The following is a 19829-nucleotide window of genomic DNA, read 5'->3' as shown; positions in this document are numbered from 1 at the left end:
TGGGGGCCGCGCCAGTCGCAACGGGGGTCCCCGCACCGCGGATGGGGGCGGCAGCGTCCGGGGAGCGCTCCAGATTCCCGGGATTTGTCCGATTGGAGGCCGTTTCTCGGTAGGCTGCCTGTGACCCCCGATGGCCGAGGTGTTCAGGTGGGAGGGCAGGCGCATGCAGGATGAGCCGGAGGTGGAAGAGGTACCGGCGCACATCGGTAACCGGCTTGCCACCGCTCTGCTGGCCGAGCACGGCCCCGTGAAGACCGAGGGCGAGCTGTGCCCGGCGTGCGGCTTGGTGACGCCCTGCCCGTCGCGGGCGTTCGCCTTCGCGTTCCTCAGGGACCGGCTGGAGACGCTGCCCTCGATGGAGAGCTACTTCCCCGCCGACGTCTGGAACGGGCGGCGCGGATCCCACGGCCAGCCGCTGCGCACGGAGATCGAGCGCATCCCGGTCGCCAGGGCACACGAGAGACTCGCAGCCTGATCAGGTGTGTGGTGTGTGGCTGGGCCGCCCGCGGAGGAGTGACGGGCAGCCCAGCCAGGACTATGAGCGTCCCTTGAGGACGGACGGCAGGGTGAACTCGATCGTCTCCTCAGCCACCCGTACCTCCTCCACTCCGGCGTAGCCCCGCTCGGCCAGCGCGGCGAGCACCCCGCTGACCAGGGTCTCCGGTGCCGAGGCCCCAGCGGTCAGCCCGACGGTGCCGACCCCGGCGAACCATTCGGGCCGCAGGCCGGACGCGTCGTCGATCAGGTACGCGGCAGGCGTACCGTGCTGGAGCGCCACCTCCACCAGCCGCACCGAGTTCGACGAGTTGGCCGAGCCGACGACGAGCAGCAGGTCGCAGCGGGGCGCGATGGCCTTCACCGCGCGCTGCCGGTTGCTGCTGGCGTAGCAGACGTCCTCGCTGGGCGGGTCGTGCAGGTCCGGGTACCTGGACCGCAGCCCGGCCACCGCGGCCTCCACCTCCTCCACGGCCAGCGTGGTCTGCGACAGCCACACCGGGCTGCGGCCTTCGAGGTCCGGCAGGCTCGCCGGATCGGCCGCCGGGTCGAACACCCGTGTGCTGGCCGGCGCCTCGCCGACCGTCCCGTCGACCTCCTCGTGCCCCGCGTGCCCGATGAGCAGGATCGGGTGCCCGGAGCCCGCGTACCGCCTGGCCTCGGCGTGCACCTTGGCCACCAGCGGGCACGTGCCGTCGATCGTGAACAGCCCGCGCCGTTCGGCTTCCCCGCGCACGGCGGGGGAGACGCCGTGCGCGGAGAAGATCACGGTCGCCCCGTCGGGGCACTCGTCCAGCTCGTCGACGAACACGGCACCGCGGCCGGCGAGCTGGGCCACCACGTGCTGGTTGTGCACGATCTGCTTGCGGACGTACACCGGCGGCCCGTAGAGCTCCAGCGCCCGTTCCACGATCTCGATCGCCCGCTCCACTCCGGCGCAGTAGCCGCGCGGGGCGGCGAGCAGGACCGTCCCGGCCGGGGTACCGCTCGTCGTCATGAGCCCGTCACACCTTGTCGGCGATGATCATCAGGTAGTGGAAGCTGCCCTCCTTGTACGCGGTGAGGAACGGGTCCTCCACCCCGGTCGCCACTGAGGACTTCTGCCGCAGCTCCCAGTACGGGATGGTGTGCGGGGTCAGGTCGACCACGCTGATCGGCACCAGGTTGTTCGCGGCCAGCGCCTTGAAGTACGCGCTGCGCGGGTGCACGTTGCACGTGTACTTCTCGTCGATCTGGATGACGGCCTTGGACCGGCCGCCCGTCAGGTCGTTGTAGCACCCGGTGATGTTCACGTACCGGCCGCCGAAGGCCAGCAGCCGGGAGAACTCCTTGTACAGCTCGAAGAGGTCCACGTACATCGTGGTCTCGTTGGTCCAGATGCCGTTCATCGACCCGGTGGGGAAGCCGGTGTCGAGCATGTTCCTGAAGTGGAACTGGACCTGGCCGTCCACGCCGCGCTCGACGGCCTGGTTGCTGGCGAAGTCGACCTGCTGCTGCGAGATGGACACGCCGTCTACCTGGCAGCCGAAGCGCTGGTTGGCGAGGAAGGACGTGCCGCCCCTGCCGGATCCGGCGTCCATCAGCCGGGACGAGGCGCCGAGCGGGCCGGGCTGGCCGAAGCCCTGCGGCCCGAACTCCCTCGGCTCGAACTGGTCGAGCAGGAGGTGCGCCTGTGCCGTCTCCAGCCGGTGCAGCTCCTCGATGATCCGGGCTTCCCTGGTCTCGGCGGGACCCTCCAGTACGGACAGGTCGGGCTCGCCGATGCCGTAGTGGTGGTGGTAGAGGCCATCGACGTCTCCCAGGCGGATGTTCACGGGATCGCGCTCTGCGTCCCAGTACTCGGCGATCGACTTCTGGTACGCCGTCCGCAGCACAGCCGTCATGTCAGAGACTCCTTGGGTGTGGGGGAACTGGTTTGCACGGTATGGAGGGGTAGGTGCAAGAGTCTACGGTTTGTTCCACTCAGCCGAACCGTCCGCACTGTCGGGACTTCGACACAATCGGTCCAGCAGTGGTCTGGACATCGTTATCCCCGGTGTGGACGGGATCTCTGCAGGAAATGACAACGAATCAGGCGCCGTGATGGACACGGGACCCGGCGATTCCGGCGGGCCGCGCGTGGTCAGCCAGGTGGGCCGGATGGTGACCATCATGGATGTCGTCGCGCACGGCCCGATCTCGCTGTCGAAGATCGTCCGGCGTACCGGCCTGCCCAAGGTCACCGTGCACCGGATCCTCGGCCTGCTCGTGGTGCACGGCATGATCGTGCGCACCGAGCACGGGTACGTGCTGGGCGCCCGCCCCTACCGCTGGGCTGACCGGGGCGGCAACCCCATCTACACCGAGGTACGCCAGCAGATCACGCCGTACCTCGTCGAGCTGCACGGCAAGGTCCGCAGCGCCACGGTGCTCGGCGTCTGGTCACAGTGGATGGTGTCCTACCCCGAACGGCTGTTCGACCACCGGCAGCAGCGCGAGATCTCGCCGATCAACCGGCTCGCCCCCGCGCACGCGACGGCCTGCGGGAAGGCGCTGCTGGCCTTCGACCCGCAGGCGGCGGAACGGTTCCTGTCGGCTCCGAAGCTGACCGGCTACACCCCGTCGACCATCACGTCCCCGGTGAAGCTCGCCTCCGAGCTACGCCGGATCCGGGAGGAGGGCATCGCGGTGACCAGGGCCGAGTACCACCCGGGCGTGCACGCGGTCGCCGCTCCCGTCCTCGACTCGCGGCGGCGGGTGTTCGCGGCCGTCGGCGTGGCCGGGCCGGCCGAACGGGTCAGGACCCCGGCTGTGTCGAGCGCGGTACGGGCCGCGGCGGCCAGCATCAGCCGCGAGCTGCGCGGCATGCACTGGGATCGGATCTGATCACCGCCAAGTGCGCGGTCGGCTGACCGGAACAGCCGCCTGCCGCCGCACATTTCAGTCCTAAAGTGACTGTCGTCGCCGATCGGAGGCCGCGCAGTGATGAGCAGTCTTTCCCCTCACGTACAGCCTGAGATACCCGCGGCGCAGCAGCTCCCGGGCCTGCGGAGCAGGATCGGCGGCGCGCTCGCCGCGTTCCTCGACGCCCGTGCGGGCCACTGGCCGGAGCCAGCGGCGAAGCAGGGCGGCAGCCAGCTGGTGTGGGAGGCGCTGCGGGGCTTCGTGCTCGCGCCGGGTAAACGGCTCCGCCCGGCGCTGTGCTACTGGGGCTGGCGCGCGGCCGGCGGCGCGGACTGCCAGCCGATCATCCAGGTCGCGGCCTCGCTGGAGCTGTTCCACGCGTTCTGCCTGATCCACGACGACGTGATGGACCGCGCGGCGACCAGGCGCGGCCGCCCGGCCCTGCACAGGTACCTGGCGGACCTGCACGCCCGCTCCGCCTGGCGGGGTGACGCGGCCCGGTTCGGCGCGAACACCGCCATCGACTGCGGTGACCTGCTGCTGGCCTGGTCCGACGAGATGTACCGGACGAGCGGCCTGCCGGCCACCGCCCTGGCAGCGGCCGACGCGCAGCTGGCCAGGATGCGGACGGAGACGATCGCCGGGCAGTTCCTCGACCTGCACGAGCAGGCGCGGGGCGGGAGCCTGGCCGGCGCGCTCAACGTGATCCGGCACAAGACCTCACCACCCACAGTGGAGGGTCCGCTGCGGATCGGGGCGGCCGCCGCCGGGGCCGGGCCGCAGCTGCTGGAGGCGCTGACCGCCGTCGGCAGGCCGCTCGGTGAGGCGTTCCAGCTCCGTGACGACCTGCTGGGTGTCTTCGGTGACCCGGAGGTGACGGGCAGGCACGCGGCCGACGAGCTACGCGAGGGCCGCCCGACCGTCCTGATCGCCCTCACCAGGGAACGCGCCGACGCCCGGCAGGCCAGGCAGATCGCAGCCCTGCACGGCCGGGCGAACCTGACGGCGCTCGGCGCGGCGCAGCTCCGCCGGATCATGCTGGCGACCGGGGCCCCGGCGGCCGTCGAGGACATGATCGCGGTCCGGGTTCTCGCAGCGCGCGCCGCCCTGGCAGCAGCCCCGGTCGCGCCGGAGGCCAGGGAGGTGCTGGCCGCGCTGATCGACGCCGCGACCCGCCGCGACCTGTGACCGTCCACTCCAGACTTCCACTCGTCCCCCCACACCACAGCAGCAGAAGCGGAGCCTTGTCATGACGCAGACCGTCCCGGAAACCGGGCATGGGCGAGACAACAGCGACCAGCACAGCCTCAGCACTGCCGCCGCGCGGAACCTGGCGACCACCACCAAGTCCGTGCCGCAGATGCAGGAGATCTCGCCCAGGTGGCTGCTGCGCGCCCTGCCGTGGACGGCCGTGTCCGGCGGCACGTACCGCGTCAACCGCCGTCTCACCTACCAGGCCGGCGAGGGCCGCGTCGCGATGTACCGGTCGGGCGGCCAGGTCCGCGTCGTGCCGGAGTCGCTGGCCGAGCTGCCGCTGCTGCGCGGGTTCACCGATGTCGAGCTGCTGACCCTGCTCGCCGACCGGCTCGTGCAGCGCGAGTTCGGCCCGGGCGAGGTGATCGCGGAGGCCGGCACGCCGGTCAGCCAGACGTACCTCATCGCGCACGGCAAGGTGACCAGGCTCGGCGTGACCGAGTTCGGCGACACGGCGACGCTCGGGACGATGGCCGACGGCGGGCACTTCGGCGAGGAGTACCTGGTACCCGGCAGCACCGGCCAGTGGGGGTACACGGTCAAGGCCAGCACAGCCGTCACGCTGCTCGCCCTGCCGGTCACCGTGTTCGCGAAGCTGGGCAGGCGCGGCTCGGCGCTCGTCGCGCACATCGAGGCCAACCTGAGCGCGCCACGGCCACCGCAGAACCGGTACGGCGAGGCGGCGATCGAGCTGGCCTCCGGCCACGCGGGCGAGCCTCAGATCCCGGCGACCTTCGTGGACTACGAGCTGGAGCCGCGCGAGTACGAGATGAGCATCGCGCAGGCCGTCGTCCGCGTGCACACCCGGGTCGCCGACCTCTACAACCAGCCGATGAACCAGACGGAGCAGCAGCTGCGCCTGACGGTCGAGGCGCTACGCGAGCGGCAGGAGGACGAGCTGGTCAACAACCGCGACTTCGGCCTGCTCCACAACGCGGACCTGAGGCAGTGCCTGCCGACCCGTTCCGGCCCGCCGACCCCGGCCGACCTCGACGACCTGCTGTCCCTGCGCCGGGACACCAGCTTCTTCTTCGCCCACCCGCAGGCGATCGCGGCCTTCCACCGCGAGTGCACGCGCTTCGGGGTATACCCGGAGACGGCCATCGTGGAGGGTGAGGCCGTGCCGGCCTGGCGGGGCGTGCCGATGCTGCCGTGTACCAAGGTCCCGATCTCGGAGAGCCGGTCGACGTCGATCATCGCGGTCCGGGCCGGAGAGGCGCAGCAGGGCGTGATCGGGCTCCGGCAGGCTGAGCTGCCCGGCGAGCGGGAGCCGGGGCTCTCCGTGCGCTTCATGGGCATCAACGAGCAGGCCATCATGTCCTACCTGGTGACGGCGTACTTCTCCGTCGCTGTCCTCGTCCCGGACGCGCTCGGCGTGCTGGAGAACGTCGAGCTCGGCCACTACCGGTAGGAACGAGGAGACGATGGAAGCCTTCACGCTGCCCGAGTTCTACCTGAACCATCCGGCCCGGCGTAACCCGCACGAGCAGCACGCCCGCGAGCACAGCGACGCGTGGGCCGCCCGGCTGGGCATGCTGAGCGAGGACGGGCCGGACGGCACGGTGGTCTGGGACCAGGCCAAGCTGACCGCGAACGACTACGCGCTGATGTGCGCGTACACGCATCCCGACGCAGGCCAGGACATGCTGGACCTGATCACGGACTGGTACGTCTGGGTGTTCTACTTCGACGACCGCTTCCTGGAGTTCTACAAGCGGCCGAGGGACGTGGAGGGCGCCAGGGAGCACCTCGGTCGGCTGCGGGCCTTCATGCCGCTGGCGGGCGGCCCGGTGCCGGAGCCGGAGAATCCGGTCGAGGCCGGCCTGGCGGACCTGTGGGCGCGCACGATCCCCGCGCGGTCGGGGGCCTGGCGGAAACGGTTCACGGACAGCACGATCGCGCTGCTCGACGAGTCCATGTGGGAGCTGCTGGCGATCCGCGACGGGCGGGTGGCCAACCCGATCGAGTACGTCGAGATGCGGCGCAAGGTGGGCGGGGCGCCGTGGTCGGCGAATCTCGTCGAGCACGCGGTGGGTGCGGAGGTCCCGGCGGGGATCGCCGCCACGAGGCCGATGCGGGTGCTGCGGGACACCTTCTCCGACGCCGTCCATTTCAGGAACGACCTTTTCTCGTACCAGCGCGAGGTGCTCGACGAGGGCGAGCTGTCCAACGGGGTCCTGGTCCTGGAGAAGTTCCTCGGCGTCGGTACCCAGGAGGCGGCCGGCTGGCTCAACGAGCTGCTGACCAGCCGCATGCAGCAGTTCGAGCACACGGCTGTGGTGGAGGTGCCGCTGCTGCTGGCCGAGCACAGGGCCGGGCCGGTGGAGCAGCTGGCCGTGCTCGGGTACGTGAAAGGGTTGCAGGACTGGCAGGCAGGCGGCCAGGAGTGGCACGCACGCTCCAGCCGCTACTCGAACGAGCCCGCCGACTTCGAGCAGGGGCCGATGAGCCCGGAGCGGGTGGCGGCGAGGCTCGGCGCCGGCCGCGTCCGGCACTACACCCATGTCCCGTACCAGAAAACAGGCCCTGACCCGGCGCCGGACATCTCGCTGCCCTTCCCCCACCGCCTCTCCCCCCACCTGGACGGGGTGCGCGACCGCAGCGAGGCGTGGGCCCGCGAGATGGGCATCAGCGCTCTCCTGCCCGGCCACACCTCGCGTTATCTGTGGACGGAGGACGACGTGGTGGCCTTCGACCTCGCACACTGCTCAGCTGGCATCGATCCGGACGGCGGCCCGGAGGCACTGGACCTGTCGGCTGGCTGGCTGATCTGGGGTACGTATCTCGACGACTACTACCCGGAGGTGTTCGGCAAGGCGAAGGACGTGGCGGGTTCGGTGTTGCAGAGCCACCGCCTGGCCGAGTTCATGCCGGCCGAAGGTGTGCCCGCGCCGCGAGCCGCGAACGGGATGGAGGCCGGGCTGGCCGACCTGTGGACCCGGACGACGGCCACGATGACCACGGCGGAGAAGGACCAGTTCCGCGAGGGCGTCGGCAAGTTCCTGACCGCCTCCTGCTGGGAGATCGTGAACCTGGCGCTCAACAGGATCCCCGACCCGGTCGACTACGTCGAGATGCGCCGGGCGACGTTCGGCTCGGACTTCACGCTGGTGCTGGCCAGGTTCAGCCACTCGGACGCCATCCCGGCGGAGGTGTTCGGCACGCAAACCATGATCGACCTGGAGACCACGGCCAACGACGTGGGCTGGATGATCAACGACTGGTACTCGTACCACAAGGAGACCGAGTACGAGAACGAGCTGCACAACCTGATCCTCGTCATCCAGGACTTCTTCGGCTACGACCGGGAACAGGCGACCGTCGTCTTCAAGAACCTGATGGATGCCAGGCTGGCCCAGTTCCAGCGGGTCGCGGGCGTCGAGCTGCCCCGGCTGTGCGAGCAGCTCGGCCTCGGCGACGCCGCACGGGCAAGCCTGACCCGCCGCGTCCGCGAACTCAAGGACTGGATGGTCGCCATCCTGGCCTGGCACGCCGAGTGCGGCCGGTACTCCGAGGCCGGCCTGCGCCGCCGCTACGACCCGCCAGCCCCGGTCCCGTCGCCGCCACCGGCCGCAGTGCCGTTCAGTCTCGGCAGCATCGCCGGACCGCCGTTTCCATCCACAGTGGATAGCTTTCTCCGATTCACTGGTCAATGTATTGACTGATGTACCGGCTGAATCGTTGACCCAAGCGTTGAACCAAGTGCTGGCGATGCTGTGAGGAGACGTCATGACTGACACCACGGGCGGCCTGCCGCCCGGCCCGCGCGGGCTGGGCACGGCCTTCGCGCGCGCACACCTGCCGGCGGCACCCGAGGCCGGGCAGGCGCGCTCGACCCCGGTCCGCCCCATCCCCGGGCTGCACTGGCACAGCGTGCCCGAACCCGACCCGCTGCTCGTGGCGGAGGTCGAGGAACGCACCGCCCGCTGGGCCGTCGACGAGATCGGCCTCTACCCGCCGGAATGGGAGGAGGACTTCCGCGGCTTCGGCTTCGGCTACGCGATCTGCCTCCAGCACCCCGACTACCAGAGCGTCGAGCACCTGATGGTCGCCTCCCGCATGCTCGTCGCCGAGAACGCCATCGACGACACCTACTGCGAGGCAGGGCCCTACGGCGGCGGCCCGAGCGGCCTCGCGTACCGCATCCTCCGCGCCCACACCGCCGTCGACCCGCTGCACACCGCCGAGCCCTACGCCTCCCAGTGGCGGGAATGGCGGGACTCCGACCCGGCCGTCGTCTCGTACGTGTCAGCCTTCTCGTACCTGGAGAAGTACGGCACCCCGGCCCAGGCCGACCGCGAACGGCACGACCTGCTGCGCCTGCACCTGGGGTACGCGGCCGAAGCCGGCTACGCCCTCGACGGCACCGTGCCGACCGTGTGGCAGTACCTGCTGTACCGGCAGTACAACAACTTCCGGCCGTGCCCGGTGCTCACCGACCTGGTCGCCGGGTACGAACTGCCGGCCGAGTTCCACGACCTGCCGCTGGTACAGAAGATGATCGGGCTCGCGGGCAACGCGACCACGATCGTGAACGACCTCTACTCCTACACCAAGGAACTCCGCTCCGACCCCGGCCACTTCAACCTCCCCCGCGTCGTCCAGGCCGAGACCGGCTGCTCGGACCGCGAGGCCTACCTGGAGGCCATCCGCGTCCACAACGACCTGATGGAACAGTTCGAGGAACAGTGCGCGCTGCTCATGGCGGCCCACCCGCTCCCACAGCTCGCCCGCTTCTGCAAGGGCGTCGCCGACTGGGTCGACGGCAACCACTGGTGGCACGCCACCAACGACCACCGCTACAGCCTCCCCGACTTCTGGGACGAGGAAGAACTCACCACCTCAGGCCCAGCAGACTGCCACAGCCCGGCCCCGGTGACCCTGCCCACCCCAGAAGAACTCGAACTCCTGTAGATCCACTGTGTACTGATGTCCGGAACGTGCCAACCTGCGTGCCGGAAGCGCATTCCCTGCAAGCAGGAACCTAACCTGGGGGTACACCTTGTACCCCCAGGAGGCGCGCCATGCCAGAGCCGTCCGCCATGACTCCGGGCCAGCGGGTCCGGGCACTGCGCAAAGCCCGGGGGCTGACGCAGGCTGGTCTCGCCGCGCAGAGCGGGCTCAGCGTCACGGCCGTCAAGTTCATCGAGAACGGCCGCCGGAATCTGTCGATCGACTCGGCGCGCAAGCTCGCTCCGGCCCTGCGCGTCGACGACCTCGCCGACCTCTACGGTGCCGACATCGGACGGCTGTCGCTGTCGGGTCCGGTGAGTCACCCGGGCGTACCCGAGGTGCGCCGGGTCCTCACGACATGGCATCTCTCGGTCGACGGCGAGCCTCAACCGGTGGAGTACCTGCGGGGGGCGGTCGACTCCGCCTGGCGCACCTGGCACACGTCCGCCCGCCAGCGCACCGAGGCCGGCGAGTTCCTGCCTGGCCTGCTCGACCAGCTCCAGCGATCAGCCCGCCTGCACACCGGCGAGGCCCGGCGGGAGGCACTGGCGCTGCTGGCGCAGGGCTACCACATGGCTCAGGCATACCTGGCCTGGCACGGCGACCGCGAACTCGTGTGGCTGACGGCTGACCGGGGCATGTCCACAGCGCTCGAAGCTGACGAGCCGGTCACGATCGCCGGATCCGTCTGGTACACGGCGCACCTGCTGAGAGCCGTCGGCCGGACGGACGAGGCCTCGGACCGGCTCCGTGAAGCCATCGAGCTGATGACTCCGCTGGTCGCTTCGAGCACGGGCGGCCAACAGGTCGAGCGGGCCGCGATGCTCGCGGACCTGCACCTGTGCTCGGCGCTGACCCGGGCCAGAGCTGGTGACCAGTCGTCCTGGCAGGACTGGGGCCGGGCGGACACGATCGTGCGGCAGCTGCTGCCAGCCGGATACGCGCACCCGTGGACGCAGATCGGACCCGTGCGGGTCGAGGTGTACGGCGTGATGTGCGCGGTCGAGATGGGCGACATGGCCAGCGCGGCCAACCATGCCTACGCGCTTGACCCCGCGACGATCACGTCGACCGAGCACCGGGCACGGCACCTGCTCGAAGTGGCCCGGCTCGCGGACCTGGAGGGATCACGCGAGGGTGTGCTCCATCTGCTGTCCCAGGCCGCCGATGTGTCCACAGAGGTCATCAGGTACTCCCCTGTTGGCCGGGACATGGTCCGGCGGCTGGTGGAGGAGTCCCCCGCGTATCTGAGGGCCCAGGCGGTCACGCTGGCCGGCCGGGTCGGGGTCGGAGCAGACTAGGTACGGTCGTACCCGTCAACCGACGTACCTCACCCTCGGTCATGGACCTCGTACCGTGAGGCCATGCTCTCACTGACAGCCGCCCAGCACCGGGAGCTGGGCGAGAAGGTCCGCGAGCTTCTCCTGCAACCCTGGGGCACCGCCACGGGACCCGTCCTGTTCGCTGATGGCCACGGCGGGTTCGGCTGCGCTCGCCAGCTACCGGCCGGCTGCCAGCTCATCGCGACTCGTGCCGAGGTGGACCTGCTTCTGGCCGGGTACGGATTCCACGTGACGGATCTTGATGACGAGGGTCGGCGATCAGCCTTCGTGGCACTCATGTGCGCACCGGTGTTCCCGTAGTGGCGTACGAATGCGGGCTGTGCGCCTCAGGGTTCCTCGCGTACACCTCGGCCGACGCAGCGGAAGCCCTCACGCCGCCAGGCGCCGACCGTCCACAATGGCTGGCTGTGCCATGTGCCGCGTATCCCGGAATGGTGCACGTCCAGCGCCGCTTGCGCCACTACAGGCACAGGACGATCAGTGTCCGCCTACTGGTCGTGCTGGCAATAGCTGTCACGCTTGCGGCCTCCGCCCTGCGACTACTGTGAGCCCCACTCGGCGGGGCCGGCTCTCGCTGGCTGATTGCTAGCTGGTGCGATCGCGTTCCGAGCCGACCTGGGCGGCTCTGCGGTAGCGCAGCTCGAGGAGCCACGTCCGTAGTGCTCCGGAGGCCAGGACCATCAGTGCCAGGAGCGGCCATTGTTTGCCGTCCGCGAGCAGCAGCAGGGCCACGAACGTGATGCTTCCGAAGATCGCGGTTTCGAGGATGCCGCGCCGGATGATAGGAGACACTGTCACACCTGCCCAGATCGAATCTTGCAGCCGAAGGCCGCAGAAGGAGCCGAAGCGATGGCGAAGTACCTGATCTCGTTTCCGAGTGGCGCGATGGTGGTTCCCGAGGAGGATTTCCAGGCCGTCTGGGACGCTTCGCATGCTGTGGTGCAGGAGGCCAGGGACGCCGGTGTCTGGGTGTTCGGCGGTGGCATCGACGAGAGCGTTCCGCCGGTCATGGTGGACGGCGACGGGAAGGTGACCGAGGGGACGTATCCGCAGACGCGGCAGATCGAAGGCGGGTACGCGGTCCTGGATCTGCCGTCCCGGGAGGCGGCGCTGGAGTGGGCTGCGAAAATCGCGGCCGCCTGCCGGTGCGCGCAGGAGGTCCGCGCGTTCCACTACGACCCGGCGAGCTGACCCTGGTTTTCAGGCTGCGGCCTTGATGAGCGGTACGTCTCGCGAGAGTTCACGGAATCCGAGGCCGGAGTACAGCCGCTGGGTCCCGGCGTGCGCTGCTCCGCCCTCGCAGACGACCGTCGCGTGCGTGGCCCCGGCGGCGCGCGCCAGGTGCATCCCGTGCAGCATCATCGCTCTCGCCAGCCCGAGGCGCCGGTAGTCCGGGTGCGTCCCGACCGGCTCGAACTCGACGGCCTTGTTCGCCTCGTCGAACCACATGATCGTGGAGGAGGCCATCGTCCCGTCCGGAGCTTCCACCAGGACGTGCAGGTCGCTGCGGTAGGCCGCCGTCTGCCGGACGACCGCGTAGCACCCGGCTGTGTACGAGGTGGGAGACCAGGCGTCCACGTGGGCCCGGACCGCAGCCTCAGGCCCCTCCATTCGCCGTCGTCGCCGAGGGAGTACGGGTCGGCCTCGTAGCCGTGCGCCGCCCATCGCTTCAGGGTGAACTCCTCGGCGTCCGTCGGGCACACCGTGCGCTCCAGGCCCGCCGCCCCAGATCCAGGCCAGTTCCCCGTACGAAGCACCTGCGCTGACCAGGTCCGGGCGGGTGGCGGTGACACGCTGGGCGAGACCCTGCATGAGCAGGATGTCCCCGGCGGTCACAAGCTCGAAGCCGGTCATGGTGCGCCACTGTGTCAGAGCTCGGCAAAGTCGTCGATCCGTTTTCCGTCAGCCGCCCGGGCCGGACGGAACCGGTGGAAGGCAGCCAGGGGGCCACGAGACGGGTACAAGAAGAGAAAGGTTTGGCCTGGAGTGGATTGCCAGGCCAAACCGGCGGCGGGGTTACGGGGCGGGTTCGAGCTTGAGGGCCTCCTCCAGGAGCGTCTCGACGATCTGGGACTCGGGGACGGTGCGGACAACCTCGCCACGGACGAAGATCTGGCCCTTGCCGTTGCCGCAGGAGACCCCGATGTCGGCCTCGCGGGCCTCGCCGGGACCGTTGACCACGCAGCCCATGACAGCGACGCGGATCGGGTGGGGGAAGCCGTCGAAGGCCGCGCTGACCTTCGCCGTCAGGGTGTGCACGTCGACCTGCGCCCGGCCGCACGAGGGGCAGGACACGATCTCCAGCGTGCGGGGACGCAGGCCCAGTGACTGGAGGATCTGCTCACAGACCTTGACCTCCTCCACCGGCGGGTCGGACAGCGAGCAGCGAATCGTGTCACCGATGCCCTCCGCGAGCAGGATCGCGAAGGCCGTGGCGGACTTGACCGAGCCCTGGAGGGCCGGGCCGGCCTCGGTGACTCCCAGGTGGAGGGGGTAGGAGCAGCGTTCGGCCAGGAGACGGTAGGTGGCCACCATCGTCAGCGGGTCGTGGTGCTTCGCCGAGATCTTCAGGTCGGTGAAGCCGTGTTCCTCGAAGAGGGAGCACTCCCACAGCGCCGACTCCGCCAGGGCTTCCGGGGTCGCCCTGCCGTGCTTGGCCAGCAGCCGCGGGTCGAGCGAACCGGCGTTGACCCCGATCCGGATCGGCACGCCAGCCGCGCCGGCCGCGCGGGCGATCTCGCCCACCCGGTCGTCGAACTTCTTGATGTTGCCCGGGTTCACGCGGACCCCGGCACAGCCGGCGTCGATGGCTGCGAAGACGTAGCGGGGCTGGAAGTGGATGTCGGCGATCACCGGGATCTGTGACCGGGCCACGATCCTCGGCAGCGCCTCGGCGTCGTCCTGCGAGGGCACAGCCACCCGGACGATGTCACAGCCGGCGGCGGTCAGCCCGGCGATCTGCTGGAGCGTCGCGTCCACGTCGGCGGTCAGCGTCGTCGTCATCGACTGGATGCTCACCGGATGTTCGCTGCCCACTCCCACCTTGCCGACCTGGAGCTGGCGGGTGGGACGGCGGATGGCCAAGGTCGTCATCGGCGTTCCTCTCTCGGCTTGGCTGGACGGGTTCTGGAAGGGTTCAGGACTGCCACAGGGACTGGGCGGGGGGCTGGTCCGGTTCGTGCCGGTAGGGGCCTTCGCCGGTCAGGGCCAGGCGGGCGGCGTGCGCGATGGCCTCGGCCGTGAAACCGTGCTGGGCGAGGATCGCGGCCCGGTCGCCGTGCTGGAGGAAGCGTCGGGGCAGCCCGAGGCAGTGCACCGGGGTGGTCACGCCGGCGTCGGCCATCGCCTGGGCGAGCATCGTGCCCGCGCCGCCGGTCCGCGAGCCGTCCTCCACAGTGATCACTGCCCGGTGCTCGGCGGCCATGGCCAGCAGGGATCGGTCGGGCGGGATGATCCAGCGGGGGTCGACGACGGTCGCGCTGCCCAGATCCACCCCGGCCGCCACGCACATCCGCGCCACAGGTCCGTTCGCGACGATCAGCACGTCGCTCCCCGACCGATGCAGGATGTCTGCCCGGCCGACGCGGTCCACCGGGTCCAGATCCGGTCCAGCAGTCATTTTCGGGTACCTGACCACAGCCGGCCCGCCTGTCACCCGCACCGCCTCCCGGAGCAGCTCGCGCAGCCGGGCCGGGTCACGGGGCGCCGCGACCCGCAACCCGGGGACCATCGCCAGGAACGACGTGTCCCACATCCCGTGGTGGCTCGCGCCGTCCGGCCCGGTGATCCCGGCCCGGTCGAGGACGAAGGTGACCGGGAGGCGGTGCATGGCCACGTCCATCAGTACCTGGTCGAAGGCGCGGTTGAGGAACGTCGCGTACACGGCGACGACCGGGTGCAGCCCGCCGAGAGCCAGCCCGGCAGCCGAGCACACCGCGTGCTGCTCGGCGATGCCGACGTCGAAGACCCGGTCCGGGTACCGGGCGGCGAACGGGCCGAAGCCCACCGGCAGCAGCATCGAGGCCGTCAGGCAGACCAGGTCCTGCCGCTCGGCCCCCAGCTGCGCGATCTCGGCGGCGAAGACGTCCGTCCAGGTCGGGCTGGTCGGCTTCGGCGGGCGGCCGGTCACCGGGTCGAGTACGCCGACGCCGTGCATGCGGTCCGCCTCGTCGCCCTCGGCAGGCCCGTACCCCTTCCCCTTCACCGTCACGCAGTGCACCACCACGGGACGGCCGAGCGCCCTGGCCTGCCGGAACGCCTCCTCCAGCGCCGGGATGTCGTGGCCGTCGACCGGGCCGGCGTAGGCGAACCCGAGGGCGGTGAACATGTTCCCTTTCCCCGAGGCCCGGCCGGCCCGCAGGTCCGCGAGGTGGTCGGCCAGCCCGCCGGACGTCGGCGCGTACGAGCGGCCGTTGTCGTTGAGCACCACGACCACCGGGCGGCTCGAAGCCCCGAGGTTGTTCAGTGCCTCCCAGGCCAGCCCGCCCGTCATCGCCCCGTCGCCGATCACGGCCACGACGGCGCGGTCCTCGCCCCGCAGCTGGTACGCCTTCGCCAGGCCGTCCGCATAGGACAGTGCCGTCGACGCGTGCGAGTTCTCGACCACGTCGTGCGCCGACTCGGCCTGCGCCGGATACCCGGACAGGCCGCCGGCCTGGCGCAGCGTGCCGAAACCCCCGGCGCGGCCCGTCAGGATCTTGTGGACGTACGCCTGGTGACCGGTGTCGAACAGGATCCGGTCCCGGGGCGAGGCGAACACCCGGTGCAGGGCGATCGTCAGCTCGACCACGCCCAGGTTCGGCCCCAGATGCCCGCCGGAGGCGCACACCGCCGGTACCAGGAAGTCCCGGATCCGGCCGGCGAGCGCCGGCAGGTCACCGGCCGGCCAGGCTCGGACAGACTCCGGGGAAACCTCCACAAGGGACAGCTGGTCATGACTGCTGGAGAGCACTTCGCCACCACCTCCGCACGTGAGACACCTCCCTACCTCACCCCAGGAGCCGACCGGCGACGGGCGGGCGTTCCGCCAGGCCGAACGCCCATGTACGACAAACCGCCCCGCCACCGGAGAGCCGGTGACGGGGCGGTCGTGTGGTAGTGCCGCTGGTTACCCCAGGCGCTTGGCCAGGTCGGCAGCCACGTAGTAGGCGATGTCGGCCTTGGCCTTGTCTGTCGTGCGCGACGGCGGGGTCACGCTCTCGCCCTCGACGAGCGGGCGGTCGCCGGACTCCATGTACGGCGGGACGTGGACCAGGACGGAGAAGTACTCCGTGCCGACCCGGACCCGCCACTGGCCGGCGAGATCCACACAGGACTCGTCGCCCACCTTCTGCTTGCTGCGTTCGGCGGCACCCGGCCGGGCCAGGCAGTCCTTCATCAGCTTGCCGCCGTGCTCGCCCTCGTTGTACAGCGAGAGCCACAGCCGCTGGGAACCGTCCTTGCGCAGGTCCCACGGGGCGAACACCCACTGGCAGCGCTGGAGGTGACCACTCATCCGGACCCGGATGTCCTCGATGACCATCCTCGGCCAGCCGGCCTTGGTGAGGCTGGGCTTGATCGTGTTGAGGACGTCGTCCTTCTCGTACAGCCCACAGGGGTAGATCGCCAGCAGGTCCTGGAGCTTCTTGCCGCTGAGCTCCGAGGCCTTCTTCGCCGGCTCGGCGGTGGTACCGCCCGTGCAGCCCGCCGCGGCCACGAGGACGAGGGCGGTGACCACGGCCCGCCGGATCCATGCGCGGGTCATAGCTTCTTCTTCCTCAGGTCGACGATCTCGAGGTCCAGGGATGGGTACCGCGCCTGGATGCGGTTCAGGAACTCGTAGCTGATCTGGTCACCGACCAGGATCCGCAGCGGGACGGGCGAGGTCATCAGGAACTCGGCCGTCTCCTCCTCGGTGTTGGGCAGCCACGGGTAGCCCCAGTAGAACGTGGACCAGGAGTCGCGGTAGTTGCGCTGGAGCACCGACGTGTACAGGGTCGCCCAGTGCGAGGCCTCACGGTTGCTCTGGTCGATCCGGCTGCTCAGCTGCACCCAGGTCACCCGGCCGTCAGCCTTGGGGAACATGGTGATCGCGGTCTCCGTGCTCGCACCGGCGGACGGCAACGCGTCCCGCCCGCTCAGGAAACTGCGGCCCAGGCCGACCGGCCCGTTCCACTCCACGTTCGCGACGCGGACGAACATCGCCAGGGCGACCATCGCGGTCACCACGACCGGCAGCGCCTTGTTCCGCAGGCCGCCGGTCAGCTTGATCTTCGGGGCCATCAGCAGGAGCACCCCGGAGACCACCACGGCGGTCAGCAGGCTCTGGTGGAGCAGCTTGTCCAGGTAGTACGTCTCCTGGGACCTGCCTTTGTACACCTGGTAGGCGAACAGCGGCACGGCCGGCGCGAGGCTGAGCACCGCGACGATCAGGGCGTTCCGCCAGAGGACGATCTTGCGGCGCCAGGCCAGCAGGCCGCCAGCCATCACCATCAGCAGCCAGAAGACGACCACCGACCGGTCGACCTTGGTGATCGTGCCTGGCAGCAGCAGCCGGTTGCCGACACTCGCCGGGCTCATCAGCGTGTTCACCACCGGCGACACCATGACCAGCGCCCCGGTGACCAGAGCCAGCAGCCCGATCTTCACCCAGTGTCCGCGGAGTGCTCGCCGGCTGCGCCACACCCACAGCAGGGCGAGCAGCCCGGCGAAGGGCATGAACAGGAAGTACGTGAAGGAGATGCCCACCAGCAGGCTGGACACCAGCAGTGCCTGGTCGGGCAGCCGCCGCACGGGGCGGACCACGATCGCGACCAGCAGGGCCAGCAGCCCGCCGCCGGCCATCTCCGAGGGGAAGCCCTGGGTCAGCATGGTCACCGGCTCGCCGAACAGCGCGTAGCCGCAGATCACGGCCAGCAGGGCCAGGGTCAGCGGGTTACGCATCAGCGGTCCGGCCACCCAGCGCGCCCCCCACAGCATCGCGAGGCAGAGGAACACCAGCGTGGCGATGTCGAGGCTGATCAGCAGGTCGAAGGACGCGACGGTGTCGTCACGGTCGGCACCCTGCGGCAGGACGTTGGCGAGCAGCGCGTAGATGAAGTGGACACCCTGCGGGTAGCTCTCGTACCCGTCGTCGACGTACTTGAGCGCCTCGGTGCGGTGCATGAACAGGAAGCCGCCAGTGACCCGCAGCCCGTCGTAGATCGTGAAGTGCCTGGCCAGGTCGCCGCCCATCGCGAGGATGCCCAGCCGGCCGGCGAAGCCCTTGCCGAGGAACGGGTACACCGCGAACGCCGCGCTGACCAGGGTCGTGAGCACCACGCCGGCCTCGGCCAGCCCCGCGGTGCGGACCGGGAACTGGGGGCGGCGGCGGGTCAGGACCGACAGCACGACGAGGATCGTGAAACCGATGCCGAAGACCGGTACCGGCCTGAGCGTCACCGGCCACAGCGACAGGACCAGCCCGGCAGCGCAGGTCGTGCCGACCAGGGCGCCGAGGGACAGGACCAGCCGGTCGAGGATCGTGCGCCCGGCGCGCAGCAGGCTCGCGGTGGCGGCCCAGAGCACGAGCGGGAGGATCCAGCCGGCGTGGATCGCCATCGCGGCAGCTGGGAGCCCCCAGGACAACGCTAGTGCCAGCCCGGCGTAGTGCAGCGGGACGCCGTCACGGCGTGTAGCTGCAACTGGCCGCCTCCCCGGCGACTCAGGCGCGGGTGATGGCTCACTAGACGCGACGGGTGGTGCAGGTGGTGCAGTAGACACCCAGGCATCCTTTCTTGAGTGAACCGGAGCTGACACATGTCACCCCGTGAAACCACCGGATCACTGGCCCGGTCACAGGTGAGGAGCCTGTCCTGGCGGCGCAGGAAATCTACCCTGGCATACTAGTGGAACCCGAGCTGGGGGCCTCTGGCCCAAGCAGCCGACAATACTACCCACGGCACAGAAGATGACAATTAACCTCAATCGGTAATTCATCTCACTGTCACGGTCCGTGGCTTGTCCCGAAGGAGAACCTTCCCCGTATGTCCGAGCAGAAGACTGTTCTGTTTACTGGTGGTGCTGGTTTCATCGGCCTGCATGTGATCCCGATCCTGCTGGACAAGGGCTACAAGGTCCGGATCTTCGACAACATGGCCCGTGGTGACCGCGCGGCCGTCAACGCCCTCATCGCCGGCGGGAACGTCGAGCTCGTCGAGCAGGACGTCCGCTACGGCGGCGCCGTCCACAACGCCATGGCCGGCTGCTCCCACGTCATCCACTTCGCCACCGTCTCCATCAACAAGTCCGTCGCCGACCCCTACGAGTCGATCGACATCAACATGACCGGCAACAACAACGTCTTCGCCGCCGCCGCCGACCACGGCGTCAAGCGCCTCGTGTTCGCCTCCACCGCCTCCGTCTACGGCGACCCCGAACGCCTCCCCATGCACGAAGACGACAAACTCGCCCCCCTCACCCCCTACTGCATCACCAAACGCGCCGGCGAAGACCTCCTCGGCTTCTACCAGCGCACCAAGGGCCTGTCCTGGAACGCCCTGCGCTTCTTCAACGTCTACGGCCCCGGCCAGAAGATCGAGGCCTACTACACCAGCGTCATCAACACGTTCATCCAGCGCATCCGCTCCGGCCAGGCCCCCACCATCGACGGCAAGGGCGAACAGTCGATGGACTTCATCCACGTCACCGACCTCGCCAAATCCGTCGTCGCCGCCCTCGANTCCGAACACGACTGCAAGCCCATCAACATCGGCACCGGCATCGACACCTCCATCGCCACCCTCGCCAAAATCCTCATCCAAGCCCTCGGCGCCAACGTCGAACCCATCTTCGTCCCCCGCGACGTCCTCGTCACCCGCCGCGCCGCCGACATCACCCGCGCCAAAAACATGCTCGGATGGGCACCAGAAATCACCGTCGAAC

General features: G+C 69.7%; 18 protein-coding genes. 10 read left to right on the top strand and 8 right to left on the bottom strand.

The features are described 5' to 3' along the window. Window positions 1–163 precede the first annotated feature (163 nt). A complete protein-coding gene (locus tag A3G1_RS0113400) occupies window positions 164–475 on the top strand; it encodes a hypothetical protein (RefSeq protein WP_157641117.1) in 312 nt (103 codons plus the stop codon). 60 nt (window positions 476–535) lie between these two features. Here the strand turns inward: A3G1_RS0113400 and A3G1_RS0113395 are convergent, their stop codons facing one another. Both A3G1_RS0113395 and A3G1_RS0113390 read right to left on the bottom strand, forming a co-directional pair. Beyond that, window positions 536–1492: a 4-hydroxy-3-methylbut-2-enyl diphosphate reductase gene (locus A3G1_RS0113395; RefSeq protein ID WP_018349985.1), complete on the bottom strand. Its 957-nt coding sequence runs from the start codon at window positions 1490–1492 to the stop codon at window positions 536–538. 7 nt (window positions 1493–1499) lie between these two features. After that, window positions 1500–2378 (bottom strand): geranyl diphosphate 2-C-methyltransferase, encoded by an 879-nt coding sequence (locus tag A3G1_RS0113390; RefSeq protein WP_018349984.1) that lies wholly within the window; start codon window positions 2376–2378, stop codon window positions 1500–1502. Between the two features lie 199 nt (window positions 2379–2577). Between A3G1_RS0113390 and A3G1_RS0113385 the strand changes: the two genes are divergently transcribed. The 7 genes from A3G1_RS0113385 (at window position 2578) to A3G1_RS0113355 (ending at window position 11228) form a co-directional block, all read left to right on the top strand. Continuing rightward, complete coding sequence (locus A3G1_RS0113385; RefSeq protein WP_018349983.1) at window positions 2578–3360, top strand: IclR family transcriptional regulator; 783 nt, start codon at window positions 2578–2580, stop codon at window positions 3358–3360. Between the two features lie 99 nt (window positions 3361–3459). Further along, on the top strand, window positions 3460–4566 hold the full coding sequence (locus tag A3G1_RS0113380) for a polyprenyl synthetase family protein (protein WP_018349982.1): 1107 nt from the start codon (window positions 3460–3462) through the stop codon (window positions 4564–4566). A gap of 61 nt (window positions 4567–4627) precedes the next feature. Then, window positions 4628–6043 (top strand): family 2B encapsulin nanocompartment shell protein, encoded by a 1416-nt coding sequence (locus tag A3G1_RS0113375; RefSeq protein WP_018349981.1) that lies wholly within the window; start codon window positions 4628–4630, stop codon window positions 6041–6043. A 13-nt stretch (window positions 6044–6056) separates the two neighbouring features. Continuing rightward, complete coding sequence (locus A3G1_RS0113370) at window positions 6057–8297, top strand: terpene synthase family protein (RefSeq protein WP_018349980.1); 2241 nt, start codon at window positions 6057–6059, stop codon at window positions 8295–8297. A 64-nt stretch (window positions 8298–8361) separates the two neighbouring features. After that, a complete protein-coding gene (locus A3G1_RS0113365) occupies window positions 8362–9546 on the top strand; it encodes a terpene synthase family protein (protein ID WP_018349979.1) in 1185 nt (394 codons plus the stop codon). Window positions 9547–9656: 110 nt separating this feature from the next. After that, window positions 9657–10886 (top strand): helix-turn-helix domain-containing protein, encoded by a 1230-nt coding sequence (locus A3G1_RS0113360; RefSeq protein ID WP_018349978.1) that lies wholly within the window; start codon window positions 9657–9659, stop codon window positions 10884–10886. Between the two features lie 63 nt (window positions 10887–10949). Further along, window positions 10950–11228, top strand: coding sequence for a hypothetical protein (locus tag A3G1_RS0113355; RefSeq protein WP_018349977.1), 279 nt, complete (start codon window positions 10950–10952; stop codon window positions 11226–11228). Window positions 11229–11513: 285 nt separating this feature from the next. On the opposite strand, the gene A3G1_RS0113350 is transcribed toward A3G1_RS0113355, so the two are convergent. Further along, on the bottom strand, window positions 11514–11720 hold the full coding sequence (locus A3G1_RS0113350) for a hypothetical protein (RefSeq protein ID WP_018349976.1): 207 nt from the start codon (window positions 11718–11720) through the stop codon (window positions 11514–11516). A gap of 57 nt (window positions 11721–11777) precedes the next feature. On the opposite strand from A3G1_RS0113350, the gene A3G1_RS0113345 reads away from it, so the two are divergent. Beyond that, complete coding sequence (locus A3G1_RS0113345) at window positions 11778–12119, top strand: YciI family protein (RefSeq protein WP_018349975.1); 342 nt, start codon at window positions 11778–11780, stop codon at window positions 12117–12119. Window positions 12120–12128: 9 nt separating this feature from the next. Here the strand turns inward: A3G1_RS0113345 and A3G1_RS41410 are convergent, their stop codons facing one another. The 5 genes from A3G1_RS41410 to A3G1_RS0113320 form a co-directional block, all read right to left on the bottom strand. Further along, entirely contained in the window at window positions 12129–12539 is a 411-nt protein-coding gene (locus A3G1_RS41410; protein WP_211216304.1) for a GNAT family N-acetyltransferase, read from the bottom strand. Between the two features lie 405 nt (window positions 12540–12944). After that, a complete protein-coding gene (gene ispG, locus A3G1_RS0113335; protein ID WP_018349973.1) occupies window positions 12945–14021 on the bottom strand; it encodes a flavodoxin-dependent (E)-4-hydroxy-3-methylbut-2-enyl-diphosphate synthase in 1077 nt (358 codons plus the stop codon). A 43-nt stretch (window positions 14022–14064) separates the two neighbouring features. Next, window positions 14065–15879, bottom strand: coding sequence for a 1-deoxy-D-xylulose-5-phosphate synthase (locus A3G1_RS34760; RefSeq protein ID WP_157641116.1), 1815 nt, complete (start codon window positions 15877–15879; stop codon window positions 14065–14067). A 156-nt stretch (window positions 15880–16035) separates the two neighbouring features. Continuing rightward, entirely contained in the window at window positions 16036–16671 is a 636-nt protein-coding gene (locus A3G1_RS0113325; protein WP_018349971.1) for a hypothetical protein, read from the bottom strand. Then, a complete protein-coding gene (locus A3G1_RS0113320; RefSeq protein WP_018349970.1) occupies window positions 16668–18506 on the bottom strand; it encodes a hypothetical protein in 1839 nt (612 codons plus the stop codon). Before A3G1_RS0113320 ends, A3G1_RS0113325 begins: the two co-directional genes overlap by 4 nt. 425 nt (window positions 18507–18931) lie before the next feature. Between A3G1_RS0113320 and A3G1_RS0113315 the strand changes: the two genes are divergently transcribed. Then, window positions 18932–19829, top strand: an 898-nt coding sequence (locus A3G1_RS0113315) for an NAD-dependent epimerase/dehydratase family protein (protein WP_018349969.1), incomplete at its 3' end; no start/stop codon positions are given.

The sequence above is a fragment of the Longispora albida DSM 44784 genome (assembly GCF_000379825.1).
Lineage (GTDB): Bacteria > Actinomycetota > Actinomycetes > Mycobacteriales > Micromonosporaceae > Longispora > Longispora albida.
The sequence above is the reverse complement of the archived record's forward strand: the minus strand, read 5'-3'. Positions and strand labels throughout refer to the sequence as shown.

Bases quoted from the DNA above. Each gene is read 5' to 3' on its own strand.
- A3G1_RS0113400 (WP_157641117.1), top strand. From the start codon at position 164: ATGCAGGATGAGCCGGAGGTGGAAGAGGTACCGGCGCACATCGGTAAC.
- A3G1_RS0113395 (WP_018349985.1), bottom strand. From the start codon at position 1,492: ATGACGACGAGCGGTACCCCGGCCGGGACGGTCCTGCTCGCCGCCCCG.
- A3G1_RS0113390 (WP_018349984.1), bottom strand. From the start codon at position 2,378: ATGACGGCTGTGCTGCGGACGGCGTACCAGAAGTCGATCGCCGAGTAC.
- A3G1_RS0113385 (WP_018349983.1), top strand. From the start codon at position 2,578: ATGGACACGGGACCCGGCGATTCCGGCGGGCCGCGCGTGGTCAGCCAG.
- A3G1_RS0113380 (WP_018349982.1), top strand. From the start codon at position 3,460: ATGAGCAGTCTTTCCCCTCACGTACAGCCTGAGATACCCGCGGCGCAG.
- A3G1_RS0113375 (WP_018349981.1), top strand. From the start codon at position 4,628: ATGACGCAGACCGTCCCGGAAACCGGGCATGGGCGAGACAACAGCGAC.
- A3G1_RS0113370 (WP_018349980.1), top strand. From the start codon at position 6,057: ATGGAAGCCTTCACGCTGCCCGAGTTCTACCTGAACCATCCGGCCCGG.
- A3G1_RS0113365 (WP_018349979.1), top strand. From the start codon at position 8,362: ATGACTGACACCACGGGCGGCCTGCCGCCCGGCCCGCGCGGGCTGGGC.
- A3G1_RS0113360 (WP_018349978.1), top strand. From the start codon at position 9,657: ATGCCAGAGCCGTCCGCCATGACTCCGGGCCAGCGGGTCCGGGCACTG.
- A3G1_RS0113355 (WP_018349977.1), top strand. From the start codon at position 10,950: ATGCTCTCACTGACAGCCGCCCAGCACCGGGAGCTGGGCGAGAAGGTC.
- A3G1_RS0113345 (WP_018349975.1), top strand. From the start codon at position 11,778: ATGGCGAAGTACCTGATCTCGTTTCCGAGTGGCGCGATGGTGGTTCCC.
- A3G1_RS41410 (WP_211216304.1), bottom strand. From the start codon at position 12,539: ATGGAGGGGCCTGAGGCTGCGGTCCGGGCCCACGTGGACGCCTGGTCT.
- ispG (WP_018349973.1), bottom strand. From the start codon at position 14,021: ATGACGACCTTGGCCATCCGCCGTCCCACCCGCCAGCTCCAGGTCGGC.
- A3G1_RS0113325 (WP_018349971.1), bottom strand. From the start codon at position 16,671: ATGACCCGCGCATGGATCCGGCGGGCCGTGGTCACCGCCCTCGTCCTC.
- A3G1_RS0113320 (WP_018349970.1), bottom strand. From the start codon at position 18,506: ATGGCGATCCACGCCGGCTGGATCCTCCCGCTCGTGCTCTGGGCCGCC.